The sequence below is a fragment of the Ochrobactrum teleogrylli genome (genome assembly GCF_037482325.1).
GTDB classification, from domain to species: domain Bacteria; phylum Pseudomonadota; class Alphaproteobacteria; order Rhizobiales; family Rhizobiaceae; genus Brucella; species Brucella teleogrylli.
Genome location: NZ_JBBHKQ010000001.1, coordinates 902,024 through 926,737, shown reverse-complemented (window position 1 = coordinate 926,737; position 24,714 = coordinate 902,024). Strand labels below are relative to the sequence as shown.

Below are 24,714 nucleotides of genomic sequence, written 5' to 3'. Positions count from 1 at the left end.
GAATAGGGCCTCTTGGTTCTGTGGTTAAATTCCGTTATTGCAGGCGTTGTTAATATGGTGGGGATACCGGGCATGGGCGACGGCGTGGAAACTATACCATCTTCCAAGCCTCTGGAGGGCACGGCGGCGGCCAGTCCGATTGTCTTTTCCGACACTCTGGGCCTGTTTCAGCGTGCTTATGGTACGGGGCTCGATACGGTCGTCGTCTTCGCCAGCCCATGGGGGCTGGAAGAACTTTGCACGACGCGGAAATTCTGGCGTATCATTGCCGACAGGCTGTCTCAGCATGGGATTGCATCCTTGCGCTTCGACTGGCCGGGCACCGGCGACGGGCGCGATGACATTGATTTTTCTTCCGGTCTGGAACGCTGGCGAAAGGCGCTGATCGAAGCGGCGGACAAGGCGCGGCTTTTGTCGGGCGCGAGCCGTGTTGTCATCATCGGGCAGAGCCTTGGCGCGGCGGTTGCTGCTGAAACGGCTCCACGTATTGAAGGTCTGGCGGCGCTGGCGCTGCTGGCACCGGTGATTTCCGGTCGGTTTTACACCCGCGAGCTGGCGGTGTGGTCGAGCATGGTCGATGCCGATCTCGGCCTTCCTGATGCGCAGCGGATCAAGGGGGCGGTTTCCATTGCATCCCTGACGATGACGCCCGAAATTGCCGCAGATGTGAAGAAGATAAATCTCCTGTCGCTCTCTGAAAAGCCTGCGGACACGTGCCTTCTGCTAGCAAGGGCCGACCGCCCGAACGATGCGGAACTGGCCGGGCATCTGGAAAAGCTCGGCGTGGCAGTCACGGTGGAAGCCTTCACCGATTACGACAAGCTGATTTCCAACCCGGTTATTTCGCACCTGCCGTTGAATGTTGCCGACAGACTGGTCGATTGGTCAGTGGCGCTTGCGGATGGTAGACCGGCCCAAAAAAGTGCCGATGAAACCAACCTCGGCGGACAGATCAGGGGCGACGGCTTCGTCGAAACGCCGGTGGCCTTCGGCCCGAACAATCGTCTGTCGGGTGTGCTGTGCAAACCCTTGGGCGACAGCAAGGGGCATACGGTCCTCTTCCTCTCGTCCTCTTATGATCGGCGCGTTGGATGGGGCCGCACCACGGTCGATATGGCGCGCAGATTGGCGCGGGACGGTGTTTCGTCGCTGCGCTTTGATATCGCTAATGCCGGTGACAGCCCGCCCATTCCGGGCATGCCGGAACAGGTGCTTTATACCCATGCGCCGGAAATGGATGTCGCTGACGCGCTGGATTATCTGGATGTCATCGGGCTGGGGCGTCCGGTTGTGGCGGGGCGGTGCAGCGGCGCTTTCCTCGGGCTGCATTGCGCGGTGCTGGACGAGCGGATTTCGGGTGCCGTGCTGGTCAATCCGGTGACATTCTATTGGGCGCCGGAGCTTTCGGTCGAAGATGTGGTACGGGAAGGCAATCGGACGCTGGAAGATTATGGCAGCCGCGCCATGCGACTCGATACGTTCAAGCGCCTGTTTCGCGGAGAACTCGATATTCGCGCTATCCTGCGCAACCTTGCACGCGGCGTCAGCGGACGTATTCGCGGATTGGCGCGCAAGCTTTTGCGCAGCCGCACGGTTGAAGGCCGGGCGATCTATTCGGCTTTCGATGAACTGAAGCTGCGGCAGGTGCCGCTGACGCTGGTCTATGCCGAGAAGGACAGCGGCCGCGAGCATTTCAATTACTATTTCGATCAGGCAGGCGACAAGGTGCAGGGCTTCGATAATATGAAAGTCGCGGTCATTCCGGACGCCGATCACAATCTGACGCCCGAACATGCGCGCAACGTCTATATCGACGCCATCCGCGCGCTGGCTTTCAAAACGCGTTAAAACCAGACGCTTCGCGACGATCCGGCAATGCGAATTTCGCCGGACGGTTTGCCTTCGCCATCATGGCGGGGAAGAAGCGCGACGCGCTTCGTCTCCCCGGGAGCGAGATGGAACCAGTTTTCCGTTGCCCGCCAGCCTTCGGCGTCAATGCTGACCGATTGCGCCAGCACGGCTGTGCTGAGATCAAGAAACCAGTTGCCGCTCTCTTCCACGACACTGCATTCAATTGTCGCGTCGTGAAAGGCTTTGGTGCGCCCCTGCGGAAAATGAAAGGCCTCGGCGATAGTGGCTTCGCTGCGTTTCAACCGGGCGACCGTCACGTCATGGGCCGGAGGCCCGAAGCGATAGGCATAAGTCGTATCGAAAAATGCGCCGAACAATTCGGTTGCCGGTATTGTGACACCGGAACGCGCTGTCAGCGAAAGATCGCGGCGACCGCTTACAACCGACTGGGCACCGGTGCGCAGGCAGGTGAGTTCCAGTGTCAGATCGGCATCATGGGGCTGTTCGTTCAGCACGTGAATGGCAAGCCCGTTGACGCCTTCGTCGGTCAGGCCAACCTGCACCGGGCGAAAAGCGCGTTTCAGCCCATACCACGAGGGTTTGGGTTCACAGGTCGCATCGACCACGCCCCAGCCGGCACCGGGCAACACATCCTGAAACGTCCAGACCAAGGCACCGAAGCAGGTGCTTGCCGGTCGTCGCCACTCGGCGAAAGTCGCCTCCATCACTTCCGCCGTGACGGCGCGGGAAAGGTGTAGATATTGCTCCATATCCTCCCGCCGCAAGCGGGCCGGATCATAGCCATAGAGCATTTCCAGATAGGTATCGCGCACGTCCTCGAAATCCCATGACACGCCGCGATCACGCGGAACACGCGCTTTCCAGCGCGGATCATGGACGGCGGGCACGTCGAGATGCGCCTTGAGCGTGCGTGCCTCCGGGACATTGGAAAAAGCAAGGCTTTCGGTCGCAAAGCGCACTTCGGCGCGGCGCGCATCGTCCAGCGGCCTGCAATAGGCGCTGACGCCATAATAATGGCTGACGCCTTCGTTGCTGATGAAGGGCAGAGCGCCATCACAGGGCGAGTTCGGCACATAGGGAATGCCGGGACAGAGTTTGCGCGCAACGGCGGGCAAAATCTCTTCGGTCAGCGCGCCTTTCCAGATTGTCTCGGGCAGGCCCATCATGGCGCCTTGCTGATAAATCTCACTGCCGCCGCACAACACGGTGAGCGAAGGAGCATGGCGAATGGCGGAAAGAAGTTGTTGCGTCTCCGCCTGTACCTTGGCGACGAAGCCTTCGTCTTTCACCGGATAGTCGAAATTGGCGAACATGAAGTCCTGCCAGACCATGATGCCGAGCTCGTCGCAAAGGGCATAAAAGTCAGGCGTTTCATAAGCCGTAATGCCGCTGACGCGCAGCATGTTCATGCCAGCGTCCTGCGCAAGCTGCAGCCATGGTTGATAGTCGGCGCGTGCGCCCGGCAATCGGACAATGTCGGCAGAACTCCAGACAGCGCCGCGACAAAAGATTGTCTCGCCGTTGACCACCAGCGCGAATGATTTTCCGTCTGGTCCGCGATCAACGCCGATGCGGCGGAAGCCGGTTCGGCCAAGCTTCTGCTTTTCGTTGCCGAGCGACAATTCCACTTCATGGAGTGTCGGCGTGCCATGGGTATGCGGCCACCACGATTTCACGGCGGGGATGGTCAGCTGTGCCTGCCAGAGACCATCGGCACCTCTTTCACAGGCGATCTGCGAACCCGCGCAATGCAACGTCAGATTTTCAGCCTTGCCGTGATAGGTGAAGCTGACTGCAAGCCCTCCGTTGCCATTTTCATGAAGCGTGGATTGGATGGAAATACTTCTCACCGTTTCCGCGTCGGGTCGGCTGATCGTCACTGGCCGCCAAGGGCCGACGGCATGAACGTCCGGGCACCAGCCCGGCATATGGCCGAGCGCGGTAGTGCGGATCAGGCGCAAGCCTTGCATATTCATCAATTGCGTGCGCCAGCGCGCGCGCGGGCCTTTCTGCTCCAGGCGGGGGCCAAGAGCGCGGAAACAAAGCGCAAGCTCATCCGCGCCGGTCAGCGTGACGGGCAGGTCGTGGTAGAGGAACATGCTGTCGCTGTTGTGAACCAAAGCGCCGTTCAGATAGACTTCGCAGATCGTGGCAAGGCCCGCAAAATGCAACACCGCCTCACCGGCTGTTTCGGTAAGGTCGAGAAAATACCACGCATCCTGATTGTGCAGCGGTGTCGGAGCAGTGCGGCTGAAACGCCCTGCTTTTTCCAGCGCTTCCGCCACCGTGCCCGGAACCGGCGCATCGAGATACGCGCCGTTGCGCGGCACATCAGCGGGCGACGCGGCCTCATTGTCTGCGGTCAGGAAAAGCCGCCAGCCTTCGGCAAGCGGGCGGCTTGATGCAGCTTGTTCAGGCAGCATCGCGGCCAAGTTCTGTTGCAAGCGCCCCCGTCATGCGATCCCATGCTTCGGCGGCAGGTGTCAGCGCGCTTGCCAGTGCGTCGAATTTCTTGCGCATCACGGCACGCGCAAGCTGGAATTGCACGGCCTTGGCCGTTTCGGCGATCTGGATCGCATCGGCGGCAGCAGCGGTGAAACGCTTGCCTTCGCCCAGCCATTGCAGATGGCTTGCAGCCAGTTCGAAATTTGCGCCGAGTTGGCGCAGCGTGTTGAACGCATATTTGTGAAAGAAGCCGAAGGGGCGTTCGGCGATGGCTTCTACCTGCGCCGGAAACACAGCGGCGAAAGCGCGGATCGGATTGGCCTTGGGCCTGCGCGCAAAATGGCGTGGCAGCAGAATTTCTGCCACGCGCCGCTGATGCGCTTCACCGGGCATTTCCTTCGGGAACTTCGCAAATTCCGTATAGGGCAGGAAGGGCAGGTCTGCTTCTGTCAGATGGCGCTGAAAGACACCGTCAAAATCCTCGCCCTCCAGATGGTAGAAGCCGCCATTGTGGAAATAATCGAGCGAGCGGTTCGCAACATCCATGCGATTGATCGCGATGGTGGTCTTGCCATGTTCGGTGCGATAGCTCACGCCCTGCGTGTCAGGCATGAAATAGCTGTCCATCTCCACCATGCACAGCCGTCCGCGCCCGATCTGTTCCGCGATATGGCCTTCCACACTGTCGAAGATCGCAAGTTCCGTTGCCCGCACACCATAGAGCGCTTCGAGGTCTTCCAGCGGCACCTTGAAGAAGGTGAACTGGTCGCCCTCGAAATCCTGCGTCAGGGTAAAGCCCAGCATCGCTTCGGGCACGACCCGAAGCGATGCCAGCACTTCGATCCAGAGATCGACATAGCAATTGGTTTCGGGCCAGATGCGTGTCTGCGCATGCAGCGCATGCGGCGCGTAGGTTTCTGGCGAGATATGCGGAAAGACTGCCTGCATAACCTTGATCGATCCTCGTTTCACTCCGGTCGGATTATGCTTTAACCCCACAATTCGTTGCGTACGCTTTCTGGCCAGGCTTTGACGTCGAGGCCGTGATGATGGAACAGCGCCAATGCGATGCGCTCCAGTCCGAAACCGACGCAAGCCGTGTGCGCGACTTCACCGTCATGTTGCGACAGGCCCCATTTCACGCCGAACTGGTCCTGATGATAGTTGAAGCTCATGCAGGCGGTTGGCTTTTCGACGCTGGTGATCGGGATCAGCAATTCGAATTTCAGGTTCTGGTCGCGCTGGTTGTTGACCAGCAAACGACCCGCGCGTCCAAAGAAAGGATCGTTCGCCACGTCGATTTCAACTGGCAGGCCGACTTTCTTCATCATGTCCGTGCCGCGCTCTATCCAGAGCTGGCGGAACTCCATCACATCGGCTTCCGTGCCCATGCGCACATATTCGCGCATGCGGAACAACTGCTGGCGGGCAGGGTCCACCGAAGGTTCATGGCGGAAGCAATAGGATTGCAGGTCATAGAGGCCGCCGCCCTGCGGCAGCGGACCGCGCTTGGCAATGGTCGGATAAAGCGGGTAGCAGGCGGCGGGCGTCAGGACGATGTCCGTTGCCTTCTGCTCCAGCGTCCAGTCTTGCCCCTCATCCATGCATTTGATGAGGTTGATATGATCCAGCTCGCAACCGCAGAAGCTGTGCACCGTGCCGGCCAGCTGCGGGAAGCTCTTCATATAGCCGCTTTTTTCGAAGTAAGCGCGATTGAGTCCGGGCGGAAAGCGGATCGCTTCGGCACCATCGCCGCCGCCGGTGCGGTCAATGAGGCGCTCGAAGGCCACGATGACATCTTCAAACTGGCCGGAACGTCCGTAGAGGCCGTCCACGCCGGTTTCAATCAGCAGTCCGGCATCGAAAAGCCGGTTGAGAAAAGATCTTTGCGCGTCCATGGCGTTATCCCAAGAGGCTTGTGTTCTGTTTGTGAATGAGCAGCATGGTCGCCGTATTGCCGAGGATGCGCTCGTTGGAAATCATCAATTGCGCCGAATGCGCATCGCGCAAATGGCGGCCAAGGCTATAGGGCGTGCCATTCTTGTAGCCCATGATGCCGCACACCAGCATGGCGTGGTTGATGACCTGCAGAATGGTCTGCGATGCGGCAATCTTCAGATTGTTCATCGCTATGGCAAAGCCCATGGAAGCGAGCTTGTCGGCGTCGTGCTTCGCGTCCTTATAAGTCTTGAGGCAGGCGACGATTTCCGATTTCAGCATTTGCAGCATGTTGGAGGCTTCCGCGACGCGCAAAGCGCCCGGCTGCGGTGCGCCCGGATTGCGGCGCGCTGCGGCACGCACAAAAGCCTGCGCGCGGTTCACTGCGTCCACAGCGATGCCGTACCAGAGCGAACTCCACAATGTATGCGACTGCGCCAGCATCGATTGCGCGGCAATCTCGGCAAATGGATGCGGCAGGATCTGCACCTTGTCCGCTTCGCCGCGAAATACAAAGCCTTCCGAACAGGTGCCGCGCATGCCCAGCGTGTCCCATTCATTGGTCTTTTCCAGCGTGTACTGGTCTTTGCGGAAAACGGTCATGACCTGATCGGACGAGGCCGCATCTTTGTGCGAACGCGACGTGATCAGGATTGCATCGGCATAGACGCCATAGGAAATAACCGTGGCGTTCTTTTCCAGACGGCAGGTGTCGCCGTCGATTTCGATTGCGCAGATAGAATTGCGCAGGTCGCCGCCAATGCCGCCTTCCGTGGTGGCGGAAGCAAGCAGCAACTGCTGGTCCGCAACGTCGCGCATGAAGCCGCGATGCCATTCGACCGATTGCCCATGCTCCACAAGGCTCGATAGCTTGATGTGGTGCATGGCGAAGATCATCGCGCTTGCAGCGCAGGATTGCCCCAGAATGCAGCAGAGTTCTGCAATCTGGTCGATCTCCGCGCTTTCGCCGCCCAGATCGCGCGACACCTGAATGCCCAGCAATCGTTCGGCCTTCATCGCATCGATGGCTTCGCGCGGAAAGCGCCCTTCCTTATCGACTTGATCAGCGAATTTTCCGGCGATGGCTGCTACGCGACCGGCACGCTCGGAAAGGCTGTTCCCCCCGCCTGCATTCATTATGCGGCCTCGTTATCCTTGAGGATGCTGGTGATCGTCTGTTCAATCGCGCTGATGCTCGCAAAGGATTTGCGGTTCAGAAACTGATCCGGAAATTCGATGTCGAATTTGTCTTCAAGGCCCAGCATCAGCTGCACCGAGGCGAAGGACGACAGGCCCGCCGTATAAAGATCGGCATCGTCTGCAATGTCGGTCACGGCTATGGGCAATCCGCCGACCTTGGCCAGAATTTCCCGAATGGATTCATTCATGATTCATTTCCCCGCTCTTGGTGCGCGTCGACGCAAGCGTTTTTATCCGGCGCACCTTTGCCTAAAAGCTCTTGAGGGTCTGCAACCCCTGCTTGAGGCGATATTAGCACCAGCAAGCCTTTATATTATGTTGACAGGACAGGGTGGTTCCCGGTCAAATATGCAAAGCGTCGCATATAGTTAAATATTAATGATCTTCGCGGTTAATGTCGGAACATAAAGGTGGCTTCGAAGCATTAATTGAGTTTATGTGGAAGCTGGATTTAAATTTATCGATATTTATGACGTGGATATTCGTATTCTCTTATTGATCGAATAATATTATTTGATAATAAAAAGAGAATTGCGAAAGTTGAATCTCCATGAAGTCTTGAAATGATCGATATCATTTACGTTATAACGCCGATATTCGCGCTCATGGCATTTGGTTTTATTGCTGTGAAAACGGGGTTCTTTCCCGCTTCTGGTGTCGGCAGTCTCATTTCTTTCGTGAATAATTTTGCGACGCCCTGCCTGCTGTTCTACTCGATTACGACGAGCGACTTTCGTTCCGCCTTCGATCTCAAGATCATCGGCCCGTTTTATGTCGCGGCGATCATCTGCTTTGTGCTTGGCATTACCATCGCCCGCAAAGTCTATGGAAACCGCCCGGGCGAGAGCGTGTCTGTCGGTTTCTCCGGCACATTCACCAACACGGTGCTGATCGGCCTGCCGATCATGACGCGCGCCTATGGCGATCAGGCGCTGCCGGTTACTTTGTCGATCATCGGTCTGCATGGTGCGATCCTGCTGACGGTCGGCATGATGACGATGGAGCTTGTGCGTCGTGATGGTCAGGTCTTGAGCAAGACGATTATCGTCGCCTTGCGCCGCATCGGTTCCAATCCGCTGATCTGGGGTATTGCCACCGGCATCATCGGCTCCAGCCTCGGGATCAAACTCATCGAGCCTGCGGATGCGTTTTTCTCGATGATGGCGCAGGCGGTCGTGCCGGTTTCGCTGTTTGGTATCGGCGGCGCGCTGACTCAGTTCAAGCTGTCGGAAAACTGGAAACAGGCTCTGATCGCATCGATCATCAAGCTGATGGTGCATCCAGCACTTGCCTATGCGCTGATGATCGGCGTACTGAAAGTTCCGATGGAAACTGCGCGATATGGCGTGCTGCTTGCGGCCATGCCCGCCGGTGTGAACGTCTATATATTCGCAACTTATTATAACCGCGCCTCTGGTGTGGCGGCCAATGCCATTCTCATCGGCACGCTGCTTTCAGCGGTCACCATGTCGTTCTGGCTATATATTCTCGCCGTCTAGCGAACGCGCCCGTCTCAGACGGCGCGCCTGCGCTTCGCGGAGATTTCGTAGCGTTCCCACCCGACGAGAACAAAGCTGGAAGCGACGATCAGCAAGGCGCCAACGAAGACGTTTGTTGCCGGAATTTCCGCCCAGATCGCATAGCCATAGACAAAGGCCCAGATGAGACCGGTATATTCGACCGGGGCAAGCGCCGATGCGGGCGCGTGGCGAAACCCTTCGTAGAGGAGAAACTGGCCAAGCGTTGCGATGAGACCGAGGCCGAACATGAGCGCCCAGCCCATCGCATCCGGCCATTGCCATAGCCATGGGAAGGAAACCGCGCAGGCAATGCCGAAGATCAGGCTGGTTGCGAACATCTGCGTCAGAGTTGTTTCACTGCGGCTGACGAGACGGATCAGGATCGTGCTCCATGCCCAGCAAAAGCCAGCCACTACGCACATGATGGCGGGTATCAGGTTTGGCGAATGGCCCGGATTGGCCGCGATGACAACACCCACAAAGCCGCCGAAACAGGCAATCCAGCGTCCGGTTCCAATCCGCTCCTTCAAAACGAGAATGGACAGAAACATGACCATGATCGGTGCGGAGAAATAAAGCGTGGTCAGTTCGGCAAGGCCAAGAAACTTGGCGGCATTATAGAACAAAAGCCATGCAAACAGCATCAGCCCGGCACGCAGGACAAGCGTGCCGCGATAGGGGCTGTGCATGATCGACGGGTGGCGGTAATAGCGCACCAAAGCGCCGGTAATCACGACAATGACCAGACTGCGCATGAAGAGGATTTGGGGCACGGCATAACTGGCGACGAGCCATTTCACCAGTGCATCCTGCAAGGCAAAGCAGGCATAGCCAGCCGATGCCAGCGCAATTCCGACCAGCGGCTTTGTTTCCTGCATGCCCGTCGACATAATAACCCGCCAAACCGTTATTTTAAAACGAGCAATTACCGCTGCCGCTAGGCAATGTCATGTCAAAAATAATGATTGATTGATCAGCGTTTGTGACAGGACGCGACCACAAGCCATCTTCTACTCATGCGCGCAGCGATATTCAGGCATTCCATGCAGTGTTGAAAGTTGTTTTCTAAAGACAATGTAAAATACGACATATGCCGTATTTTTTTAAATGTTTCTGTTTGTCTATTCAATGTTCTCTTGTCGCCAATGCATTTTAGTGACAGAAAATAAGCTGTTCGGGGCAAGGGGGACATCGTGCGGTCGGGGACACTAGCGGGGATGCGTGGCGCGCCGGGATGGCGCTATCTTTGTGCGATGATGGTCGGGCTTTTTGCCTTGATATCCGGTTCGTTGACCGCTCATTCAACCCCTACGGCCAACCTGATAAACCACGTTATATATGAAGATATGCCTATCGTCGGGTTGTTTTGGGCGACTGGTAGCGGAAAGCTGACTTATTCCATTGCGTCAAACCCGATGCATGGCACCGTTACTTTGGATCCTGATAGCGGAACCTTTCTATATACTCCTGTAGCGAATTTCACCGGCACGGATACATTTACGTATCAAGTAACGGATGATACTGGAAGTGCTTCAAATACGGTAAATATCACCGTATTGGGGCAAACTCCGAGGGTAACGTCAGTGACCGTTCCGAGGCCAGGTTACTACAAAGCAGGCGACGAGTTGAACTTCGTCGTGAATTTTGATGATTTCTTTTCCGTAACAGGGGCTCCGGTTCTTCCAATCTTTATAGGCGCAACCGTAAGACATGCGGTTCATGCATCAGGTAATGTAAGCACCAATACCCTAACTTTCTCGTATACTATCCAGCCTGGCGACATTGACACAGACGGGATTAGCATTGGGCCTGCGATAGTTTTGAACGGCGGGACAATTGAGACCGGCGCGGGTCAGCCAGCCGATCTTACACTCAACAATGTTGGTGTCACGTCTGGAGTGTTGGTCAGCACCATTGGGCCCACCGCGGTAATTTCGACCTCATCGCTACCATCCGATACGGTTCAACGCTTCACTGTGACGTTTTCCGAAGCAGTCACGGGGCTGACGCTAAATGATTTTGTTCTTAGCCTAACGGGAACTGTTGCGGCAACCGCTAGCAATTTGGTAACAAGCGACAATGTAGTCTATGCCTTTGACGTTCATGTAACTGGTAGCGGTTCTCTGAGCGTGCGCTTGCCAGTTGGAGTTGTCGAAAGTAAGTATGGAAATCCAAACAATCCGTCTCTAACATTGATGGTATCTATACTGCAATCGTCAAACGCAGATTTGCAGAGCCTCATACCTAGTACCGGTGCTTTAACGCCCGCCTTTGCTCCCAACACAAACTCATACACGTTGAATGTCGCAAACGATGTGGAGAGCATTTCATTCATCCCATCGCTTGCAGATATCAACGCAACGGCTGTCGTCAATGGGGCGCCAACGCCCAATGGAACGTCCAGCGCTTCAATCCCATTGGTGGTGGGGAGCAACACGGTTACCACGACTGTTACCGCGCAGGATGGAACCACCACGAAGAGCTATACGGTCAATGTCATTCGCGCGCAGTCCGGCAATGCCGATCTGGTGGGCCTTGTTCCGAGCGCTGGATCTCTTGACCCGGCATTTTCGCCGAGCGCGACGACTTACGCGCTGGCGGTTCCAACCGAAACATCGTCGTTACAACTGACGCCCACTGCCGCTGATCCGACGGCAACCATCACGGTCAACGGAGCAGCCGTTGCGTCCGGTAGCGCGAGCAGTGCGTTACCGTTGGGCATCGGCAATACGACCCTAACGGTTGTCGTCATTGCGCAAAATGGAACGACACGCAGCTATACGGTGAATGTCACGCGCGCCGTGTCGGCGGATGCAACGCTTGCGAGCCTTGTTCCGAGCGTCGGATCGCTGGACCCGGCATTTGACAAGGAGACGCTCAGCTATTCTGTCAATGTCGAGAATGGTGTCGAGAGCATTTCATTCGTGCCAACCGTTTCCGAGCCTTCCGCCCGGGTAAGTGTTGCAGGAAGCAATGTTGCGTCGGGAAGTTCAAGCACTCCGGTGGGGTTGGGGGTTGGTGCGAATACGGTTTCGATTGTTGTAACGGCGGCAAGCGGCGCCAATCGCAGCTACACGGTGGTTGTCAGCCGTGCGGCGCTGGTCTTCCCGGACCCGACGCTTGATCCCGAAGTGATCGGCCTGTTGAACGCGCAGACAAGTGCGGCACGACGTTTTGCGCAAGTTCAAACCCGGAATTTTCAAAACCGGCTTGAGCAATTGCATGATGAAGGCGACCGCAGAAAGTCCAGTCTCGGTGTACGGCTCGGCGGGCAGGCGTCCAACGCGGCACCGGTGGACCCGTCCGACCGGTCTTCTTCAGCGTCTGCAACGCCCAATGCGGCCCTTGGCTATGCGCCGGAAAAGCGCAATGCTTTTCCGGGCAAGGTGATCGGCCTGAAGGACCCGGAACAGCCCGCACCAGCTTTGGACCCTGACCTTGGACCATTCGCATTCTGGAGCAGCGGCTTCGTCAATTTTGGTGAGCGCGATAGTGGCAAGCTCGATCTGGACTATACGCTTGTGGGCGTGAGTGGCGGTATCGACTATCGGTTTTCGGAACGGTTCGTGGCCGGTTTTGGCGTAGGCTATGGGCGGGATCGGACCGACGTTGGCGACAACGGCACGGAAAGCCGTGCCAATGCTTACAGCGCCGCCGTCTATGGCAGTTTCAAGCCGCTCGACAATTTCTTTATCGATGCGCTGGTGGGCGGCAGCATTCTGGATTTTGATTCCATCCGTTTCATCACGACAGACGGAAGTTTGACCGACGGCAAACGCGACGGCAGCCAGATGTTCGGGTCTCTGACGGCGGCCTACGAATTTCGTCAGGAAACGTGGCTGGTTTCACCCTATGGCCGGTTGGAAATGTCGCGTTCCTGGCTCGATGGCTATGCCGAAGGCGGAGACAGCATCTATCGGCTGACCTATGGCGATCAAACCGTGGACACCGTCACGGGTGTGGTTGGTCTGCGCGCCAATTACGCCATCGACTACACATGGGGCCGTTTGACGCCGGGTGTGCGGGCAGAATACGCGCATGATTTTCAAGGGGCGAGCCGGGCCGCAATGGGCTACAGCGCACTCGGTGGGCTTCCTTATGCGCTCGACATCGAAGGCGAGAGCAGCGATAGCGGAAATGTCGGTCTGTCGCTTGATTTCAGTTTCGAAAATGCCTGGACCACCGGCGTAGAATATCAGACCGGCTTCGGCGGCTCTGGCGCGCGAGACCACGCATTCGCACTGCGGGTCGGTGCGAAGTTCTGACAAAAGGCGGACGGGAGGGCCGCTTTTATCTTATCGCGCGCTTTGCGGGTTCATTTCGCGGAACAAAAGCGGAGCATCTCCATTAATAAGGTGACCAATTATTAGCCGGATGCACTATGGACCGTTATGGTGGGGTTCCTAATCGAAATCTGCCGTTGAACTCAGCCAACACCAGGTTGCCGACTTTGGCCGCGATGGCCGGGGTCATTGCCATATTCTATTTCGCCAAAGATGTTTTCCTGCCGCTGGCCATAGCGATTTTGCTCACTTTCATGCTGGCGCCGATTGTGGCCTTCCTCCGCCGGCTGCGGCTGCCGAGGCTGGTGGCGATCATCACCAGTGTTGCCGGGGGCTTCCTGATCATCGCGATTTTCAGCGCGATCCTGGCCTTTCAGGTGACGGAGGTTGGGCAGAACATCGCGACCTACCAGTACAACATCATTGAGAAAATACGGAATTTGAAGAAGGCAGGCACGGAAGGCGGGATCATCGACCGCTTGAACCGCTTCGCCGAACGGGTAGGGGCCGAGATCAACAGTCCGGAAGAAAAGCCGGATGTTCCCGGGATCAATCCGGAGCCGGAGAGAAAACCGGTGCTGGTTGAAGTCTTCTCGCGCCGCAGCCCCATCGAAACGCTGGAAAACATTCTGGGGCCGCTGATCAGCCCGCTGGCGACAACCGGCCTTGTCATCGTGGTCGTGGTTTTCATGCTGCTTGAAAGGGAGGAACTGCGCGACAGGTTTATCCGGCTTGTCGGTTATGGCGACTTGCATCGGACCACCGAAGCCCTTCAGGAAGCTGGTAGTCGCGTCGGTCAATATCTGCTGACCCAACTCATGGTCAATATCGCCTATGGCGTGCCATTGGGCATCGGCCTGTGGCTGCTTGGCATACCCAATGCGCTGTTGTGGGGCATGCTCGCTATAGTGCTGAGATTTGTGCCCTATATCGGGCCGGTGATTGCTGCGGTGATGCCGATATTTCTGGCATTTGCGGTTTCGCCCGGCTGGACATTGCTCATCTGCACCATCGCGCTTTTCATCATTGTGGAACTCATCAGCAATAACGTCATCGAGCCGTGGCTATACGGCTCGCGAACAGGACTGTCCCCCCTTGCAATCATTGTATCCGCGATCTTCTGGGCATGGCTCTGGGGACCTGTTGGGCTGGTGCTCTCAACCCCGCTGACGGTTTGTCTCGTGGTGCTGGGGCGGCATGTGCCGCAGTTTGAGTTCTTCGAGATATTGTTTGGCGATGAGCCGGTCCTCGACCCGGAAGAGAGACTCTATCAACGCCTGCTTGCGGGAGACCCGATCGAAGCCACGGATAATGCGGAAGAAATCCTCGAAGAGAAGTTTCTGGTTGAATATTACGGCGCCGTTGCCATCCCGGCACTTCTCCTTGCGGAGCAGGACAGGGCGCGCGGCGCGCTGAATGAAAAGCAGTTGAAGGACGTCACCAGCAGCGCAGATATGCTTGTTGCCAATCTTCGCATGATTGCAAATGAAGAACTGGACAACGATGAAGATGTGACGGTCGATGCGACCACCAAGGAAAAGGCCAAGGTCGAACTTCCATCCGGTGAGGGGAGAACTGTCGTCTGTATCGGCGGCCATGATGCGCTGGATGACATTAGCGCCGAAATGGTGGCTCAGGTGCTGTCCGTACAGGGTGCGCGCGCCACTGTCATCGGCCATGCGGGCTTGTTGCCAAGCCAGTTGAAAAAAGAGGCTGTCGCCGAGGCGTCCGCTATCGTGGTCTGCTATCTCAATGTGGAGTACGCGACACGCGGAAGGTTCTCTATCCGCCGTTTGAAGCGTCTTAATCCAGATGCGTTGATCGGTGTTGCCATATGGTCCCTTGGGCAGACCAGAGACGGCAAGGAAGGCGCTGAACTCCAAAATAGAATTCGGGCGGATTTTGTTGCCTCCGGGATCGTTGACGTTGTGATCAACTGTCTTGCGGATGGAGAGCCTCCGAAGCTTCGCTTGTCGGATACATCAAGCGACAAGCAACGCGCGGCAGAGGAATAGTGCGGTCTCGACACACGGTCTGGTTCAGACATGGGGCGCAGTCACCGATCTGACGCGTCCACCCCCACAACTACATACTATGCTGTTCCACATATGTCTGATGGCAGTGAAACTAGGCCACGACGCTCACGGCTATGCAGCGGATTTCGGCGCTTCATCAATTTCATTACTGTGTCTCATGTGGTCCACATCAATATATTTAATTAAGGATTTGAAAAATGGATACGAATTTTATTGGTTCTGTCATTCACGCACTGCCCGTCGAAGATATGATCGGCGGGCCGCTGCAGGCCATGATTAAGGCTCAGCTACAGGCGAGCCACAGCTATGCAGAATTTCTGTTAAAGGTATGTATTAAGGACGGCGTCGCTATTGCCGTTCAGTTCGATTACGACGAGACCGTAATCAACGAGCAAGATGGAACTCCATCTACGCTCAAGAAGACTATGCGTATTCCTTTGCTTGCAACTATTGCTCACCCCAATATTTGCATTGAAGAGGGTACTATTGATTTTGAGCTGGAAGTTACGCAGGCAGAAAAATCCCAGAGCACGACTAAGGCTGATGCAACGGCCGAAGGCAGCATCGGCTGGGGGCCTTTCAGCGTTAAACTAGCAGGTCGCGTATCGCATAAGTCCGAACAAACGCGATCAACGGACACCCGGGCGAAGTATAGCATTCATACCCAGGTAAAGCGTCAGCCTGCGCCGGAAGCGCTGCTGCGAGTCATTGACTTCCTGACAGACGCTGCCACCAAGCCTGTGATGCACAAGGATGTCAAAGCCGTGGATTTCCCTAAGACGGATCCAAAGAACCTGATGCTCACTCCTGGCGAAAATAATAATGGAGGCGACACAAATTAAGCCAATAATAAAAAAATTAATTACAAATATTAATATTAAATAGTATTAATTAATAAAATTGAATCGAGGTGAGAAGATCGCTGGGCGGTCTTCTCACCCAAAAGGTAGTCTTATGTCTATAAAAGATTGGTTCTATAAAAAGACCGGAATTGAAGAATCGGATACTTCTTCAAAAGATCATGGATCTAATTTTTTTCAAAGTAATCGACCGGTATTATCAATAGATGAAATTGCACTCGGTATGCAGCACGCAGCCATGGCAGCAAACCGATTGGTCGCGCGTCAATACTTGCAGGCTATGGAGCCTTTCTTTGACGACATTGGCGATGGGCGCCTTAAGCCTAAAGTCGTTGATATCGAGCTGGATGACGACCATCAAATCAAAATCCCTCTAGTGGCGATGTCTACGCCTCGCGGGCTTCTTCTGGAAAAGATGAAAGTATTCTTGACCGTCTGTACAGAAGCCATCGAGCCAATGGACGCCTCTGCTCTTTCCGGGGAAGAAACGACGAACCGCTTTATTGTAAGCCTCTCTCCAACTGCGCATGACAAAAATGGGCGCTGCCCCAGCCATGTAGATATCGAGATGGAGTTTGCATCGTTTGAGCCGCCGGAAAGCGTGATGCGTTTGATCGACGAGTACACACGTCACATACAGCCCGTTCGTCAATCGTGAGGTTATTGTTATGGAGCAACAACGAAGAATAGGTCAATCTGGTCTAAATTTGATTAAAGAGTTTGAAGGTTTGAGGCTCGAGAAATACAAAGATGCTGTAGGAAAATGGACTATCGGCTATGGCCATTTAATACTGCCTTCAGAGCGATTTGACCGGCCTTTAACGGAATTGGAGGCAGAGGATTTACTTCAAAGTGATTTGAGGAAATTCGAAGGGGGCGTCATCCAGTATGTCGCCGTCAGTATGAACCAGAATCAATTCGATGCTCTCGTATCATTCGCATTCAATCTAGGGCTGGCCAATCTGAAAGGCTCAACGCTGCTTCGCCTCCTTAACCACGGTCAATATACAGAAGCTGCAGAACAATTTTTGCGATGGAACAAGGCGGGTGGAATGGCGTTGCCCGGTTTAACGCGGAGACGGGCCGCTGAGCGCGATCTGTTCTTGAGAGCGCCTTAGAGCCTGTTCCAAAAGTCGCCCTGTGTGGCTGCAAATGGCAATTTTCTGCGTTCCGGTGCTCACGTACCTTGAATACGCTCCGCTCCGGTACTCGAAAATCACCATTTTCGCACACACATGCCGTTTTTTGATTCAGGCTCTTAAAAATAGGGAAGAAATTAATCGAGATATTTTTATATAATTTAAACTATGCGGAATAAACAATGTTTAATCTATGGGGCGTAATTTTTAGAAATAATTCTGACTTAATGATATTTAATATAAATTACTGCATATATATACTTTATTAATTGATTCGTCTATTTTAAGTGGATAATAAAATGAATTTACTAATTATAGACAGCCATGATATATATTTACGAGGGACAATGCATGGCTTAAAGAACATCGACAAAAATTATTGTATTTACGGGTGTAATTCGATTTCAGATTGGTCTGAAGACATCGAAAACTTGATATTGTCAGCGGTGTTAATTGCCGGTGACTGTTCCCCATCAATCCTGACGGGGTCACTTGAAAAGATTAAAGAAAAACTGCCACTCGTTCCAATAATATTGATGGTTGGCGATGACGGTAGCTTTCGCCGCGGTGGATTTGATAGTTACAATATAAAATCAGTTATCAAGAGGAGTACCTCAATCGACGGTTTGCACGATGTAATATCCGTTATTAATTCCGGGTTCACGTGTTACTCGAATGAGATAAATTCCATAGGGAGCCGGCGTAGGAACTCCGGCTTGTTGAGCAATAGGAAAGAAGAGATACTTAGGCTCGTATTGGACGGTTGCACGAATAAGCAAATTGCTAAGATTTTGAATATTAGTCCCGGAACGGTAAAGTCACATATAGAATCTATTCTTGTAAAGTTGAATGTTAATAGCAGAATCAAAGCTGCTACAACCTACTTCATGAATGGCCATGCTGCGGATAATTTATCAGTGGTTAGCGATCGAAATTTTGGAGTTGAATGATCGTGCCCTTGGAGGATTCGCAAAGGTCATTACCTCGCCCAAATAGCGGCTTCAGCAGGCCGCTTGTCCAGAGAAGACGCTGATGGCTGAAACGGGAGGTGAGCGCTAATTGCGCCACGCCCGTTACGGTCGCGAGCAGCCGGAGAGGGGGCATTTCATGCACGGTCCGGCAAGGTCTCGGCGTTCTTTCCTTGTGGTCGAGGCTATCGGAGCTATGATCGGGCTTCGATACAAACCAGCGGGAGAGCGACCATGGCAGATTCACCATCCAATATTGCGAAGCGGAGCGTCGTTGTCGACGGTTTTACCAATAGTGTTCTGGACCCGTCCGAACCGATGTTGGGTCCATTGCAGAATGGCGGCACGATCATCGCCAATACCGCGCCAGGTTGCTGGGGGCCGATGATTACGCCGCGTCTCCGCGGTGGACACGAAGTGACCAAGCCAGTCTATATTGAGGGCGCAGAGGTTGGCGACGGTGTTGTCATCCGCATTCGCGATATTTCCGTAACCTCATTGGCAACAGCGTCCGGTCACGACGCCGTTTCGAACAAATATTGTCTCGGCGATCCGTTTGTTGCGGCGCGCTGCCCTGTCTGTGAAGAAGTTTGGCCCGAAACGCATATTGAAGGTGTGGGACAGGATTCCGTGCGCTGCAACAAATGCGGGACGGCGATCAAGCCATTCGAGATTGTGCATGGTTACACGGTGGTGTTCGACGAAGCGCAGGATGTTGGCCTGACAGTCGACAAGGACGCTGCGGAACGCATCGCCAAGAATGCCAATCACTATGCGTCGCTGCCCGATCAATCGGTACAGCACTCCGTGTTGAACTACGCTCCGGCTGATCTCGTCGGCGCCATTGTGCGCATGCGGCCATTCCTCGGGCAGTTGGGCACAACCCCTTCGAAGGCTATGCCGGATTCCCATAACGCTGGCGACTTCGGCGCGTTCCTTGTCGGCGCGCCGCACCCTTATGCCTTGAGCCAGGAGGAATTGCAGAAGCACAAGACCGATGGGCACATGGACATTGATGCGGTGCGCGCCGGCGCCGTTCTGGTTTGCCCCGTCAAGGTTCCAGGCGCTGGCGTCTATATGGGTGACATGCACGCTGCCCAGGGGGATGGCGAAATCGCAGGGCACACAATGGATGTGGCCGGAAGCGTCACCCTGCAGGTCGAGGTGCTGAAGAGCTATAATAATGACGGTCCCGTGCTGTTTCCGCTGCTTGAGGATCTGCCGCCATTGGCAAGGCCCTTCACGGAGGAAGAAAAGAAACGCGGTACAAAATTGGCTCAACAGTGGGGCGTCAAAGTCGTTGAGGAAGTGGCGCCGATTTCCGTCATCGGCACGGCGGCCAATATGAACGCGGCTATTGTCAATGGCCTGGAAAGAGCGGCAAAGCTGCTGGATATGACCGTTTCGGAAGTGCGCAACCGGGCTACGATCAACGGCGCTATCGAAATCGGACGCGATCCGGGCGTAATTCAGGTGACTTTTTTAGCGCCTTTGACGAACCTTGATAAAGCCGGTCTCGGGGATATCGCGCGCCAACAATATAATCTTTAACGGCAAGTCCTGCTCGCGCTCGAAGGGTGTGGGCAGGATAAACACATATTCGAGGCCGGTTATTTGCATTCAAGATGCACACAAGCGCGGCAGACATACTATTTGTAATGGGGAAGAAACTGATTGAAAACACAAGGCTTTCGGAGATCGAATGGTGGGCGTAACAGGGATTGAACCTGTGACCCCTACAATGTCAATGTAGTGCTCTCCCGCTGAGCTATACGCCCATTCGATGTGGCGCATACACCATATCGCGTTGCGCTCGTCAATGCCCTTTTATGAAGTTTTTTTGTCTTTTTGTTGAAGACTTTTCAAAAGCCCGGAAAACCGCGCCTTGGCCAGTGATCGCCTCAGGCGGCGATCAACATTTTTTCGATTTCGTTCACCAGGTCACGCAGATGGAACGGCTTGGAAAGCACTTTCGCGTCGCGCGGGGCGTCAGAATCAGGATTCAGGGCGACGGCTGCGAATCCCGTAATGAACATTATTTTCAGGTCTGGATCGATTTCCGTCGCACGACGCGCCAGTTCAATCCCGTCCATTTCCGGCATCACGATGTCGGTCAGCAGCAGTGAGAACGGCTCTTCCTGCAGTCGTTCATAGGCGCTGGCGCCATTATCGAAGTGAGTCACGTGATAGCCGGCCTTTTCCAGTGCTTTCACGAGAAAGCGCCGCATATCGTTGTCGTCTTCAGCAAGAAGAATTCTTTTCATTGGTCCGTCCGAATTTCCCATCGTTCGCTCCAGTGCTTGGACAGCGTGAACGATTCAATTTTCCACTCTAGAAAACGCTTCTTTGGTAAATATGAAATGAATGCTCGCGCGAATGTTAATTGTTATGGCATGCATTTGGCAACAACCTGTCATTTGTGACGGGATTGCCGCAGTTTTCAGTTCGTGATCGAATTCGGCGTACCCTGTTGGTATTTGCACCCGCGCAGCGGTTGACGTAATTTGTCGAGCCTGCCGGTGTGCTGTGTTCAGCCGCCGCAAACAAGACATGCATAGACGGATCAAAATATGAGTTTGGAGCGTGATTTCAGCCTGATACCGCCTTTCGAGGTGAATGCTCCGGCAGAGCAGCGAATTCCGTTCGTATTCAACTCGCCGCATAGCGGTCGTTATTATCCGCAATCCTTTCTGGAATTATCCCGCCTCGACAGTCTCAGCATCCGCCATTCGGAAGATTGTTATGTGGATGAGTTGTTCGCGTCTGCCGTGCGGCTCGGCGCACCGCTGCTGAAAGCACATTTCCCGCGCGCATTTCTCGATGTGAATCGCGAAGCCTATGAGCTTGATCCGCGCATGTTCACCGAAACCTTGCCGCCCTTCATCAACAGCCAGTCGGCGCGTGTCGCCGGTGGTCTGGGCACGGTGCCGCGTCTGGTGGGCGAGGGGCAATTGATCTATCCGGGGAGAATCCCCCTTGCCGAAGCCTTTTACCGCATCGAAAGCCTCTACAAGCCCTATCACCGCACGTTGGAAGGTCTGTTGCAGTCGACCCGCGAACGGTTCGGCTATGCGGTTCTGATCGATTGTCATTCCATGCCGGGGGGTGTGCGTCCGGGGGAGGTGGGCTCCCGCCCGGATTTCATCATTGGCGACCGATTCGGACGCTCCTGCAGCGAGCGCCTCACGCAGGCGGCCATCGAGCTGCTGCGTGAACTGGGCTATTCGGTTGCGCATAACAAACCCTATGCGGGCGGTTTCATCACCGAGCATTATGGTCGGCCAGCCGTTGCGTGCCATGCCTTGCAGATTGAGATCAATCGCAGTCTCTATGTGAACGAGCAGTCGCTGCACAAACTTGCGGGCTTCGAAACGTTATGTGGCGATCTGCATCAGTTTCTGAGCTATCTTACATCGCTTCCGGATGATTTGTTCATCGCGCCGCCGCTGGCTGCCGAATAGGTAAGGCCGCAACCAGTCCGGGTCTCATGCCGATAAAAAGAGCCGCGCTCGAGCAATACGAACGCGGCCAAAGACTAGGGAGGAAATGCCCCGAAAGGCATCGACAGGAAGACCTGTCTAGTCTTTAAGCTACGCGCTAAAGCTGGTTGCGTCAAGAAAATGCGCATCTTTTTTGGGCGAATTTTTTCTTGCTCAATAATTGAGCAAAATTAGCATGGATGCACAAGTTGCAGCCATGTCATGGAAACAGGAGGATGGGGTTGCTCATCGACAAGGCATTTTTTTCCGAAGTGGCAGCGGCAGCGGCGGCTGAAACTTTGCCGCGCTTTCGTCAGTTGAACGCGGTGGACAACAAATACAGCGTCGGTTTCGACCCTGTTACCGAAGCGGACCGTGCTGCGGAGAGGGCGATTCGTGCCGTCATCGGCCACCGTTATCCGGAGCACGGCATTCTGGGCGAGGAATATGGCCCCGAAAATACCGACCGCAGCCACGTCTGGGTCATCGACCCTATCGATGGCACGCGGGCCTTCATATCGGGTTTGCCGGTCTGGGGTACGCTGGTCGGGCTGACGGTGGATGGCGATGCGCGCGCCGGGATGATGTCGCAGCCTTTCACGGGCGAGCTTTTTTATAGCGACGGCGAGGGCGCCTATCTGCTGCGTGAAGGCGATGGCGCCGCGCCGCGCCGTCTTTCCGTGCGCAAGGGCGCGACACTGGCGGATGCGACGCTGTTCACCACAACGCCTGCCCTGTTCAAAGGCGAAAACCGCAAGGGGTTCGACCGGCTTGAAAGCGCTGTGCGCCTGTCGCGCTATGGTGTCGATTGCTACGCCTTTGCCATGCTTGCGGGCGGCTATGTCGATATCGTTGTCGAGTCCGGCTTGCAGCCTTACGATATCGTGGCGCTGATCCCGATAATCGAACAGGCGGGCGGCGTGGTTACGCGCCGCGATGGCGGCCCGGCGGAAGAGGCTGGCGATATCGTCGCAGCCGCCACGCCGGAACTGCACAAGGCCGCGCTTGAACTGCTGAACGGCTAAATTCTGGTGCGGGGAATCGGCGCGTTGGGCTAATTCCCCAAACCGTCTTGTCAGATGCCGGAAAATTCAGGCTCGATGGTTTCCGGCATGGTTTCTACATCCGACGAACCGGGAATGAAGGCGTCGAACGCGGCCCAGAGCTGTTCGCGATAGAAATCGGCTTCCTGCAACAGTTCGTGACGCCCGCCATCGATGGTGATCAGTGAGACATTGCGCGTGCGCGCAGCAAAGCGCTCCAGCACCGGCGTCGAGACGACGCGGTCATCGCCTGCGGCAATGATCAGCACGGGCAAACTGGGGCTTTCCTCATAGAAGTCCGGCTGATTGATGCGGCGTGCCGTTTCAAGCGCGCCCCATACCCAGCGCACGGTTGGGCCGCCCAGCGCCAGATCGGGAAAGAGCCGCGTGATTTCCGTGTTGCGCATAAAACGCGCGGGGTCGCTGGTCAGCGGATTTCCCGCAAATGGCCGTGCTGTCAGCCTTTTTTTGCCGGACGCATAGAGCGTGCCAAGCCCGATGCGCCGCAGCGTGGCGGCCATGCGGCGCACAACGTCGTCGCTCAATTTCTGCGCAGCAAGGCCCATGAAGGGCGCACACAGCACCATGCGCGTAATGCGGGACGACAGGCTACCCATCGAGGCCAGGGCCACCATGGCGCCGGAAGAATGGCCGAGAATATAGAAGGGCGGCGGGCAGTCGGGCAAAACGATGTCGATCAGAAAATGATCGAGATCTTCCTGATAATCGTCGAAACTGCGAACATAACCGCGAAGCCTGTCCGGCAGCAGCCGATGCGAGCCGCCCTGTCCGCGCCAGTCGAAGGTGGCGGCGACAAAGCCGCGCGCCGCAAGCTCAGTCATCGTCTCGAAATATTTTTCGATGAATTCGTTTCGGCCTTGCAGCACAATCACCGTGCCGCGCACAGGGCCAGTTTCCGGCTTCAGGATGCTATAACGCAGTGTCCTGTCGGGATAGTCGGAATGGCTTGTGAAAAAGCCCGACCGTATTCCATGCGGAATTGGATTCGCATCGGTTTCGAACAGCAGTTCCGACATCCGTTGCGCAGCCTTTCCCGAATGATAATGCCCTGATCGTTTCCGTTATTATGCGCGAAATGATGACAAAAAGTAACCGGAAGTTCGCTTGCGAACTTCCGGCCAAAGGACCGTCAGCGGCAAGGGACGTTGCCGCCAGACGTTCCGTATTTTGAGATGGTTAGTAACGGTCGGGACGGCGTTCGCCGACGATACGTCCAGAGAAGGCGTCGACCATGACGATCACACGACGACCGTTCGGGCGTGTGGCGCGGACAAAATAGGTGTCGCGATCCCTGCGCATGTCACCGACCGCATAGCCGCGGCGTTCCAGCATACGGGTCACTTCACGCGGGCGCATCGTGTCGCGATCACCCCAGTCGGGGCGGCGGTCCGGGCGTCCATAGCCGGGAGGCGGTGCATCCGGGCGCGGCGGGCGTGGGCGATAACCATCATTGTCGTAATACTGAACCTGGACGCGCAAGCCCGAGCTGTCTGCAAGGGAAGGGGTCGCAAAGCCGGTAGCGACGGTGGCAAGTGCGGCAAAAGCGAGAACAGCTTTTTTCATAACCGTGATCCTTAATAGAACCTGTCGAGTGACAGGCATGACGGGACATTAGCCCCAAGCAAATGAAGGCTCGTGGAAGATGATGTTCATTTTGGGTTCACGTCGTGCGTTGCCCCCAAAAATGTAGCCCGCTACGGATCAGGAGTTGTTACGCGAAGTGACATGCCGTGTAGGCAATGCCGGATCGGCTCTTGTTTGAAAACGGCCTTGAAAAGCAAAACAGCCATTCCCAAATGAGTTTTGCGGTCGCCACAAAGGGGCCGCCGGCATCAAGGAATTCGCCAATAAGGGAGTTTCGCCGCCATGTATGATCCCGGACACCGCAAAGCGGTTTTTAGACAAGGATC

At 55.4% G+C, this 24,714-nt stretch carries 20 protein-coding genes, 1 tRNA gene and 1 pseudogene; 12 read left to right on the top strand and 10 right to left on the bottom strand.

Features of this window, described 5'->3' with window-relative positions; translation table 11 throughout:
* Window positions 1–54: 54 nt before the first annotated feature.
* On the top strand, window positions 55–1,848 hold the full coding sequence (locus WIX40_RS04290) for an alpha/beta fold hydrolase (RefSeq protein ID WP_339438710.1): 1,794 nt from the start codon (window positions 55–57) through the stop codon (window positions 1,846–1,848).
* Here WIX40_RS04290 and WIX40_RS04285 read toward each other — a convergent pair.
* From WIX40_RS04285 to WIX40_RS04265, 5 genes are read right to left on the bottom strand one after another with little or no spacing between them, the layout of a single operon-like run.
* A complete protein-coding gene (locus tag WIX40_RS04285; protein WP_339438708.1) occupies window positions 1,845–4,295 on the bottom strand; it encodes a glycoside hydrolase family 2 protein in 2,451 nt (816 codons plus the stop codon). The two genes, WIX40_RS04290 and WIX40_RS04285, sit on opposite strands and share 4 nt — an antisense overlap.
* Window positions 4,285–5,265 (bottom strand): DUF1839 family protein, encoded by a 981-nt coding sequence (locus tag WIX40_RS04280; RefSeq protein ID WP_121538906.1) that lies wholly within the window; start codon window positions 5,263–5,265, stop codon window positions 4,285–4,287. Before WIX40_RS04280 ends, WIX40_RS04285 begins: the two co-directional genes overlap by 11 nt.
* Window positions 5,266–5,306: 41 nt before the next feature.
* The gene (locus tag WIX40_RS04275; RefSeq protein WP_109367779.1) at window positions 5,307–6,215 is read right to left on the bottom strand and encodes an amino acid--[acyl-carrier-protein] ligase; all 909 of its coding nucleotides are present in this window, start codon (window positions 6,213–6,215) and stop codon (window positions 5,307–5,309) included.
* A gap of 4 nt (window positions 6,216–6,219) precedes the next feature.
* Complete coding sequence (locus WIX40_RS04270; protein ID WP_339438704.1) at window positions 6,220–7,392, bottom strand: acyl-CoA dehydrogenase family protein; 1,173 nt, start codon at window positions 7,390–7,392, stop codon at window positions 6,220–6,222.
* Entirely contained in the window at window positions 7,392–7,643 is a 252-nt protein-coding gene (locus WIX40_RS04265) for an acyl carrier protein (RefSeq protein WP_109367777.1), read from the bottom strand. The genes WIX40_RS04270 and WIX40_RS04265 overlap by 1 nt, the downstream gene beginning before the upstream one ends.
* Before the next feature lie 375 nt (window positions 7,644–8,018).
* Between WIX40_RS04265 and WIX40_RS04260 the strand changes: the two genes are divergently transcribed.
* Window positions 8,019–8,954, top strand: coding sequence for an AEC family transporter (locus WIX40_RS04260; RefSeq protein ID WP_109367776.1), 936 nt, complete (start codon window positions 8,019–8,021; stop codon window positions 8,952–8,954).
* A gap of 14 nt (window positions 8,955–8,968) precedes the next feature.
* Here the strand turns inward: WIX40_RS04260 and WIX40_RS04255 are convergent, their stop codons facing one another.
* On the bottom strand, window positions 8,969–9,865 hold the full coding sequence (locus WIX40_RS04255; RefSeq protein ID WP_339438702.1) for a DMT family transporter: 897 nt from the start codon (window positions 9,863–9,865) through the stop codon (window positions 8,969–8,971).
* 327 nt (window positions 9,866–10,192) lie between these two features.
* Here WIX40_RS04255 and WIX40_RS04250 point away from each other — a divergent pair, with 327 nt between their 5' ends.
* The 8 genes and pseudogenes from WIX40_RS04250 to WIX40_RS04225 all read left to right on the top strand — a co-directional run bounded on the left by WIX40_RS04250 (window position 10,193) and on the right by WIX40_RS04225 (window position 19,812).
* Complete coding sequence (locus WIX40_RS04250; RefSeq protein WP_339438700.1) at window positions 10,193–13,240, top strand: cadherin-like beta sandwich domain-containing protein; 3,048 nt, start codon at window positions 10,193–10,195, stop codon at window positions 13,238–13,240.
* Between the two features lie 116 nt (window positions 13,241–13,356).
* Window positions 13,357–15,273 carry an AI-2E family transporter gene (locus WIX40_RS04245; RefSeq protein ID WP_339438698.1) on the top strand — a complete coding sequence of 639 codons (1,917 nt, stop codon included), beginning with the start codon at window positions 13,357–13,359 and terminating at the stop codon, window positions 15,271–15,273.
* A gap of 218 nt (window positions 15,274–15,491) precedes the next feature.
* Complete coding sequence (locus WIX40_RS04240; protein WP_140023578.1) at window positions 15,492–16,136, top strand: DUF2589 domain-containing protein; 645 nt, start codon at window positions 15,492–15,494, stop codon at window positions 16,134–16,136.
* A gap of 112 nt (window positions 16,137–16,248) precedes the next feature.
* Entirely contained in the window at window positions 16,249–16,812 is a 564-nt protein-coding gene (locus tag WIX40_RS04235; RefSeq protein ID WP_140023579.1) for a DUF2589 domain-containing protein, read from the top strand.
* Between the two features lie 10 nt (window positions 16,813–16,822).
* Entirely contained in the window at window positions 16,823–17,272 is a 450-nt protein-coding gene (locus WIX40_RS04230; protein WP_109367770.1) for a lysozyme, read from the top strand.
* 34 nt (window positions 17,273–17,306) lie between these two features.
* Window positions 17,307–17,417 (top strand): annotated as a pseudogene (locus WIX40_RS23660) (flagellar basal body P-ring protein FlgI); the annotation flags it as partial.
* Between the two features lie 175 nt (window positions 17,418–17,592).
* Window positions 17,593–18,243 carry a response regulator transcription factor gene (locus WIX40_RS23655; protein WP_371834119.1) on the top strand — a complete coding sequence of 217 codons (651 nt, stop codon included), beginning with the start codon at window positions 17,593–17,595 and terminating at the stop codon, window positions 18,241–18,243.
* Window positions 18,244–18,495: 252 nt separating this feature from the next.
* A complete protein-coding gene (locus WIX40_RS04225; RefSeq protein WP_339438694.1) occupies window positions 18,496–19,812 on the top strand; it encodes an acetamidase/formamidase family protein in 1,317 nt (438 codons plus the stop codon).
* 152 nt (window positions 19,813–19,964) lie between these two features.
* On the opposite strand, the gene WIX40_RS04220 is transcribed toward WIX40_RS04225, so the two are convergent.
* Window positions 19,965–20,039, bottom strand: a tRNA-Val gene (locus tag WIX40_RS04220).
* A gap of 123 nt (window positions 20,040–20,162) precedes the next feature.
* The gene (gene cpdR / locus WIX40_RS04215; RefSeq protein ID WP_002966536.1) at window positions 20,163–20,525 is read right to left on the bottom strand and encodes a cell cycle two-component system response regulator CpdR; all 363 of its coding nucleotides are present in this window, start codon (window positions 20,523–20,525) and stop codon (window positions 20,163–20,165) included.
* Window positions 20,526–20,831: 306 nt separating this feature from the next.
* On the opposite strand from cpdR, the gene WIX40_RS04210 reads away from it, so the two are divergent.
* Window positions 20,832–21,722, top strand: coding sequence for an N-formylglutamate amidohydrolase (locus WIX40_RS04210; protein WP_109367767.1), 891 nt, complete (start codon window positions 20,832–20,834; stop codon window positions 21,720–21,722).
* A gap of 260 nt (window positions 21,723–21,982) precedes the next feature.
* The gene (hisN, locus tag WIX40_RS04205; RefSeq protein ID WP_339440932.1) at window positions 21,983–22,765 is read left to right on the top strand and encodes a histidinol-phosphatase; all 783 of its coding nucleotides are present in this window, start codon (window positions 21,983–21,985) and stop codon (window positions 22,763–22,765) included.
* A 50-nt stretch (window positions 22,766–22,815) separates the two neighbouring features.
* Here hisN and WIX40_RS04200 read toward each other — a convergent pair whose 3' ends face one another.
* Window positions 22,816–23,820 (bottom strand): alpha/beta fold hydrolase, encoded by a 1,005-nt coding sequence (locus tag WIX40_RS04200; RefSeq protein WP_339438691.1) that lies wholly within the window; start codon window positions 23,818–23,820, stop codon window positions 22,816–22,818.
* Window positions 23,821–23,980: 160 nt separating this feature from the next.
* Entirely contained in the window at window positions 23,981–24,367 is a 387-nt protein-coding gene (locus WIX40_RS04195) for a PepSY domain-containing protein (protein WP_109367765.1), read from the bottom strand.
* Window positions 24,368–24,714: the final 347 nt, after the last annotated feature.

Excerpts from the sequence above, each read along its gene's own strand:
- WIX40_RS04290 (WP_339438710.1), top strand. The coding sequence starts at position 55 with ATGGTGGGGATACCGGGCATGGGCGACGGCGTGGAAACTATACCATCT.
- WIX40_RS04285 (WP_339438708.1), bottom strand. The coding sequence starts at position 4,295 with ATGCTGCCTGAACAAGCTGCATCAAGCCGCCCGCTTGCCGAAGGCTGG.
- WIX40_RS04280 (WP_121538906.1), bottom strand. The coding sequence starts at position 5,265 with ATGCAGGCAGTCTTTCCGCATATCTCGCCAGAAACCTACGCGCCGCAT.
- WIX40_RS04275 (WP_109367779.1), bottom strand. The coding sequence starts at position 6,215 with ATGGACGCGCAAAGATCTTTTCTCAACCGGCTTTTCGATGCCGGACTG.
- WIX40_RS04270 (WP_339438704.1), bottom strand. The coding sequence starts at position 7,392 with ATGAATGCAGGCGGGGGGAACAGCCTTTCCGAGCGTGCCGGTCGCGTA.
- WIX40_RS04265 (WP_109367777.1), bottom strand. The coding sequence starts at position 7,643 with ATGAATGAATCCATTCGGGAAATTCTGGCCAAGGTCGGCGGATTGCCC.
- WIX40_RS04260 (WP_109367776.1), top strand. The coding sequence starts at position 8,019 with ATGATCGATATCATTTACGTTATAACGCCGATATTCGCGCTCATGGCA.
- WIX40_RS04255 (WP_339438702.1), bottom strand. The coding sequence starts at position 9,865 with ATGTCGACGGGCATGCAGGAAACAAAGCCGCTGGTCGGAATTGCGCTG.
- WIX40_RS04250 (WP_339438700.1), top strand. The coding sequence starts at position 10,193 with ATGCGTGGCGCGCCGGGATGGCGCTATCTTTGTGCGATGATGGTCGGG.
- WIX40_RS04245 (WP_339438698.1), top strand. The coding sequence starts at position 13,357 with ATGGACCGTTATGGTGGGGTTCCTAATCGAAATCTGCCGTTGAACTCA.
- WIX40_RS04240 (WP_140023578.1), top strand. The coding sequence starts at position 15,492 with ATGGATACGAATTTTATTGGTTCTGTCATTCACGCACTGCCCGTCGAA.
- WIX40_RS04235 (WP_140023579.1), top strand. The coding sequence starts at position 16,249 with ATGTCTATAAAAGATTGGTTCTATAAAAAGACCGGAATTGAAGAATCG.
- WIX40_RS04230 (WP_109367770.1), top strand. The coding sequence starts at position 16,823 with ATGGAGCAACAACGAAGAATAGGTCAATCTGGTCTAAATTTGATTAAA.
- WIX40_RS23655 (WP_371834119.1), top strand. The coding sequence starts at position 17,593 with ATGAATTTACTAATTATAGACAGCCATGATATATATTTACGAGGGACA.
- WIX40_RS04225 (WP_339438694.1), top strand. The coding sequence starts at position 18,496 with ATGGCAGATTCACCATCCAATATTGCGAAGCGGAGCGTCGTTGTCGAC.
- cpdR (WP_002966536.1), bottom strand. The coding sequence starts at position 20,525 with ATGAAAAGAATTCTTCTTGCTGAAGACGACAACGATATGCGGCGCTTT.
- WIX40_RS04210 (WP_109367767.1), top strand. The coding sequence starts at position 20,832 with ATGAGTTTGGAGCGTGATTTCAGCCTGATACCGCCTTTCGAGGTGAAT.
- WIX40_RS04200 (WP_339438691.1), bottom strand. The coding sequence starts at position 23,820 with ATGTCGGAACTGCTGTTCGAAACCGATGCGAATCCAATTCCGCATGGA.
- WIX40_RS04195 (WP_109367765.1), bottom strand. The coding sequence starts at position 24,367 with ATGAAAAAAGCTGTTCTCGCTTTTGCCGCACTTGCCACCGTCGCTACC.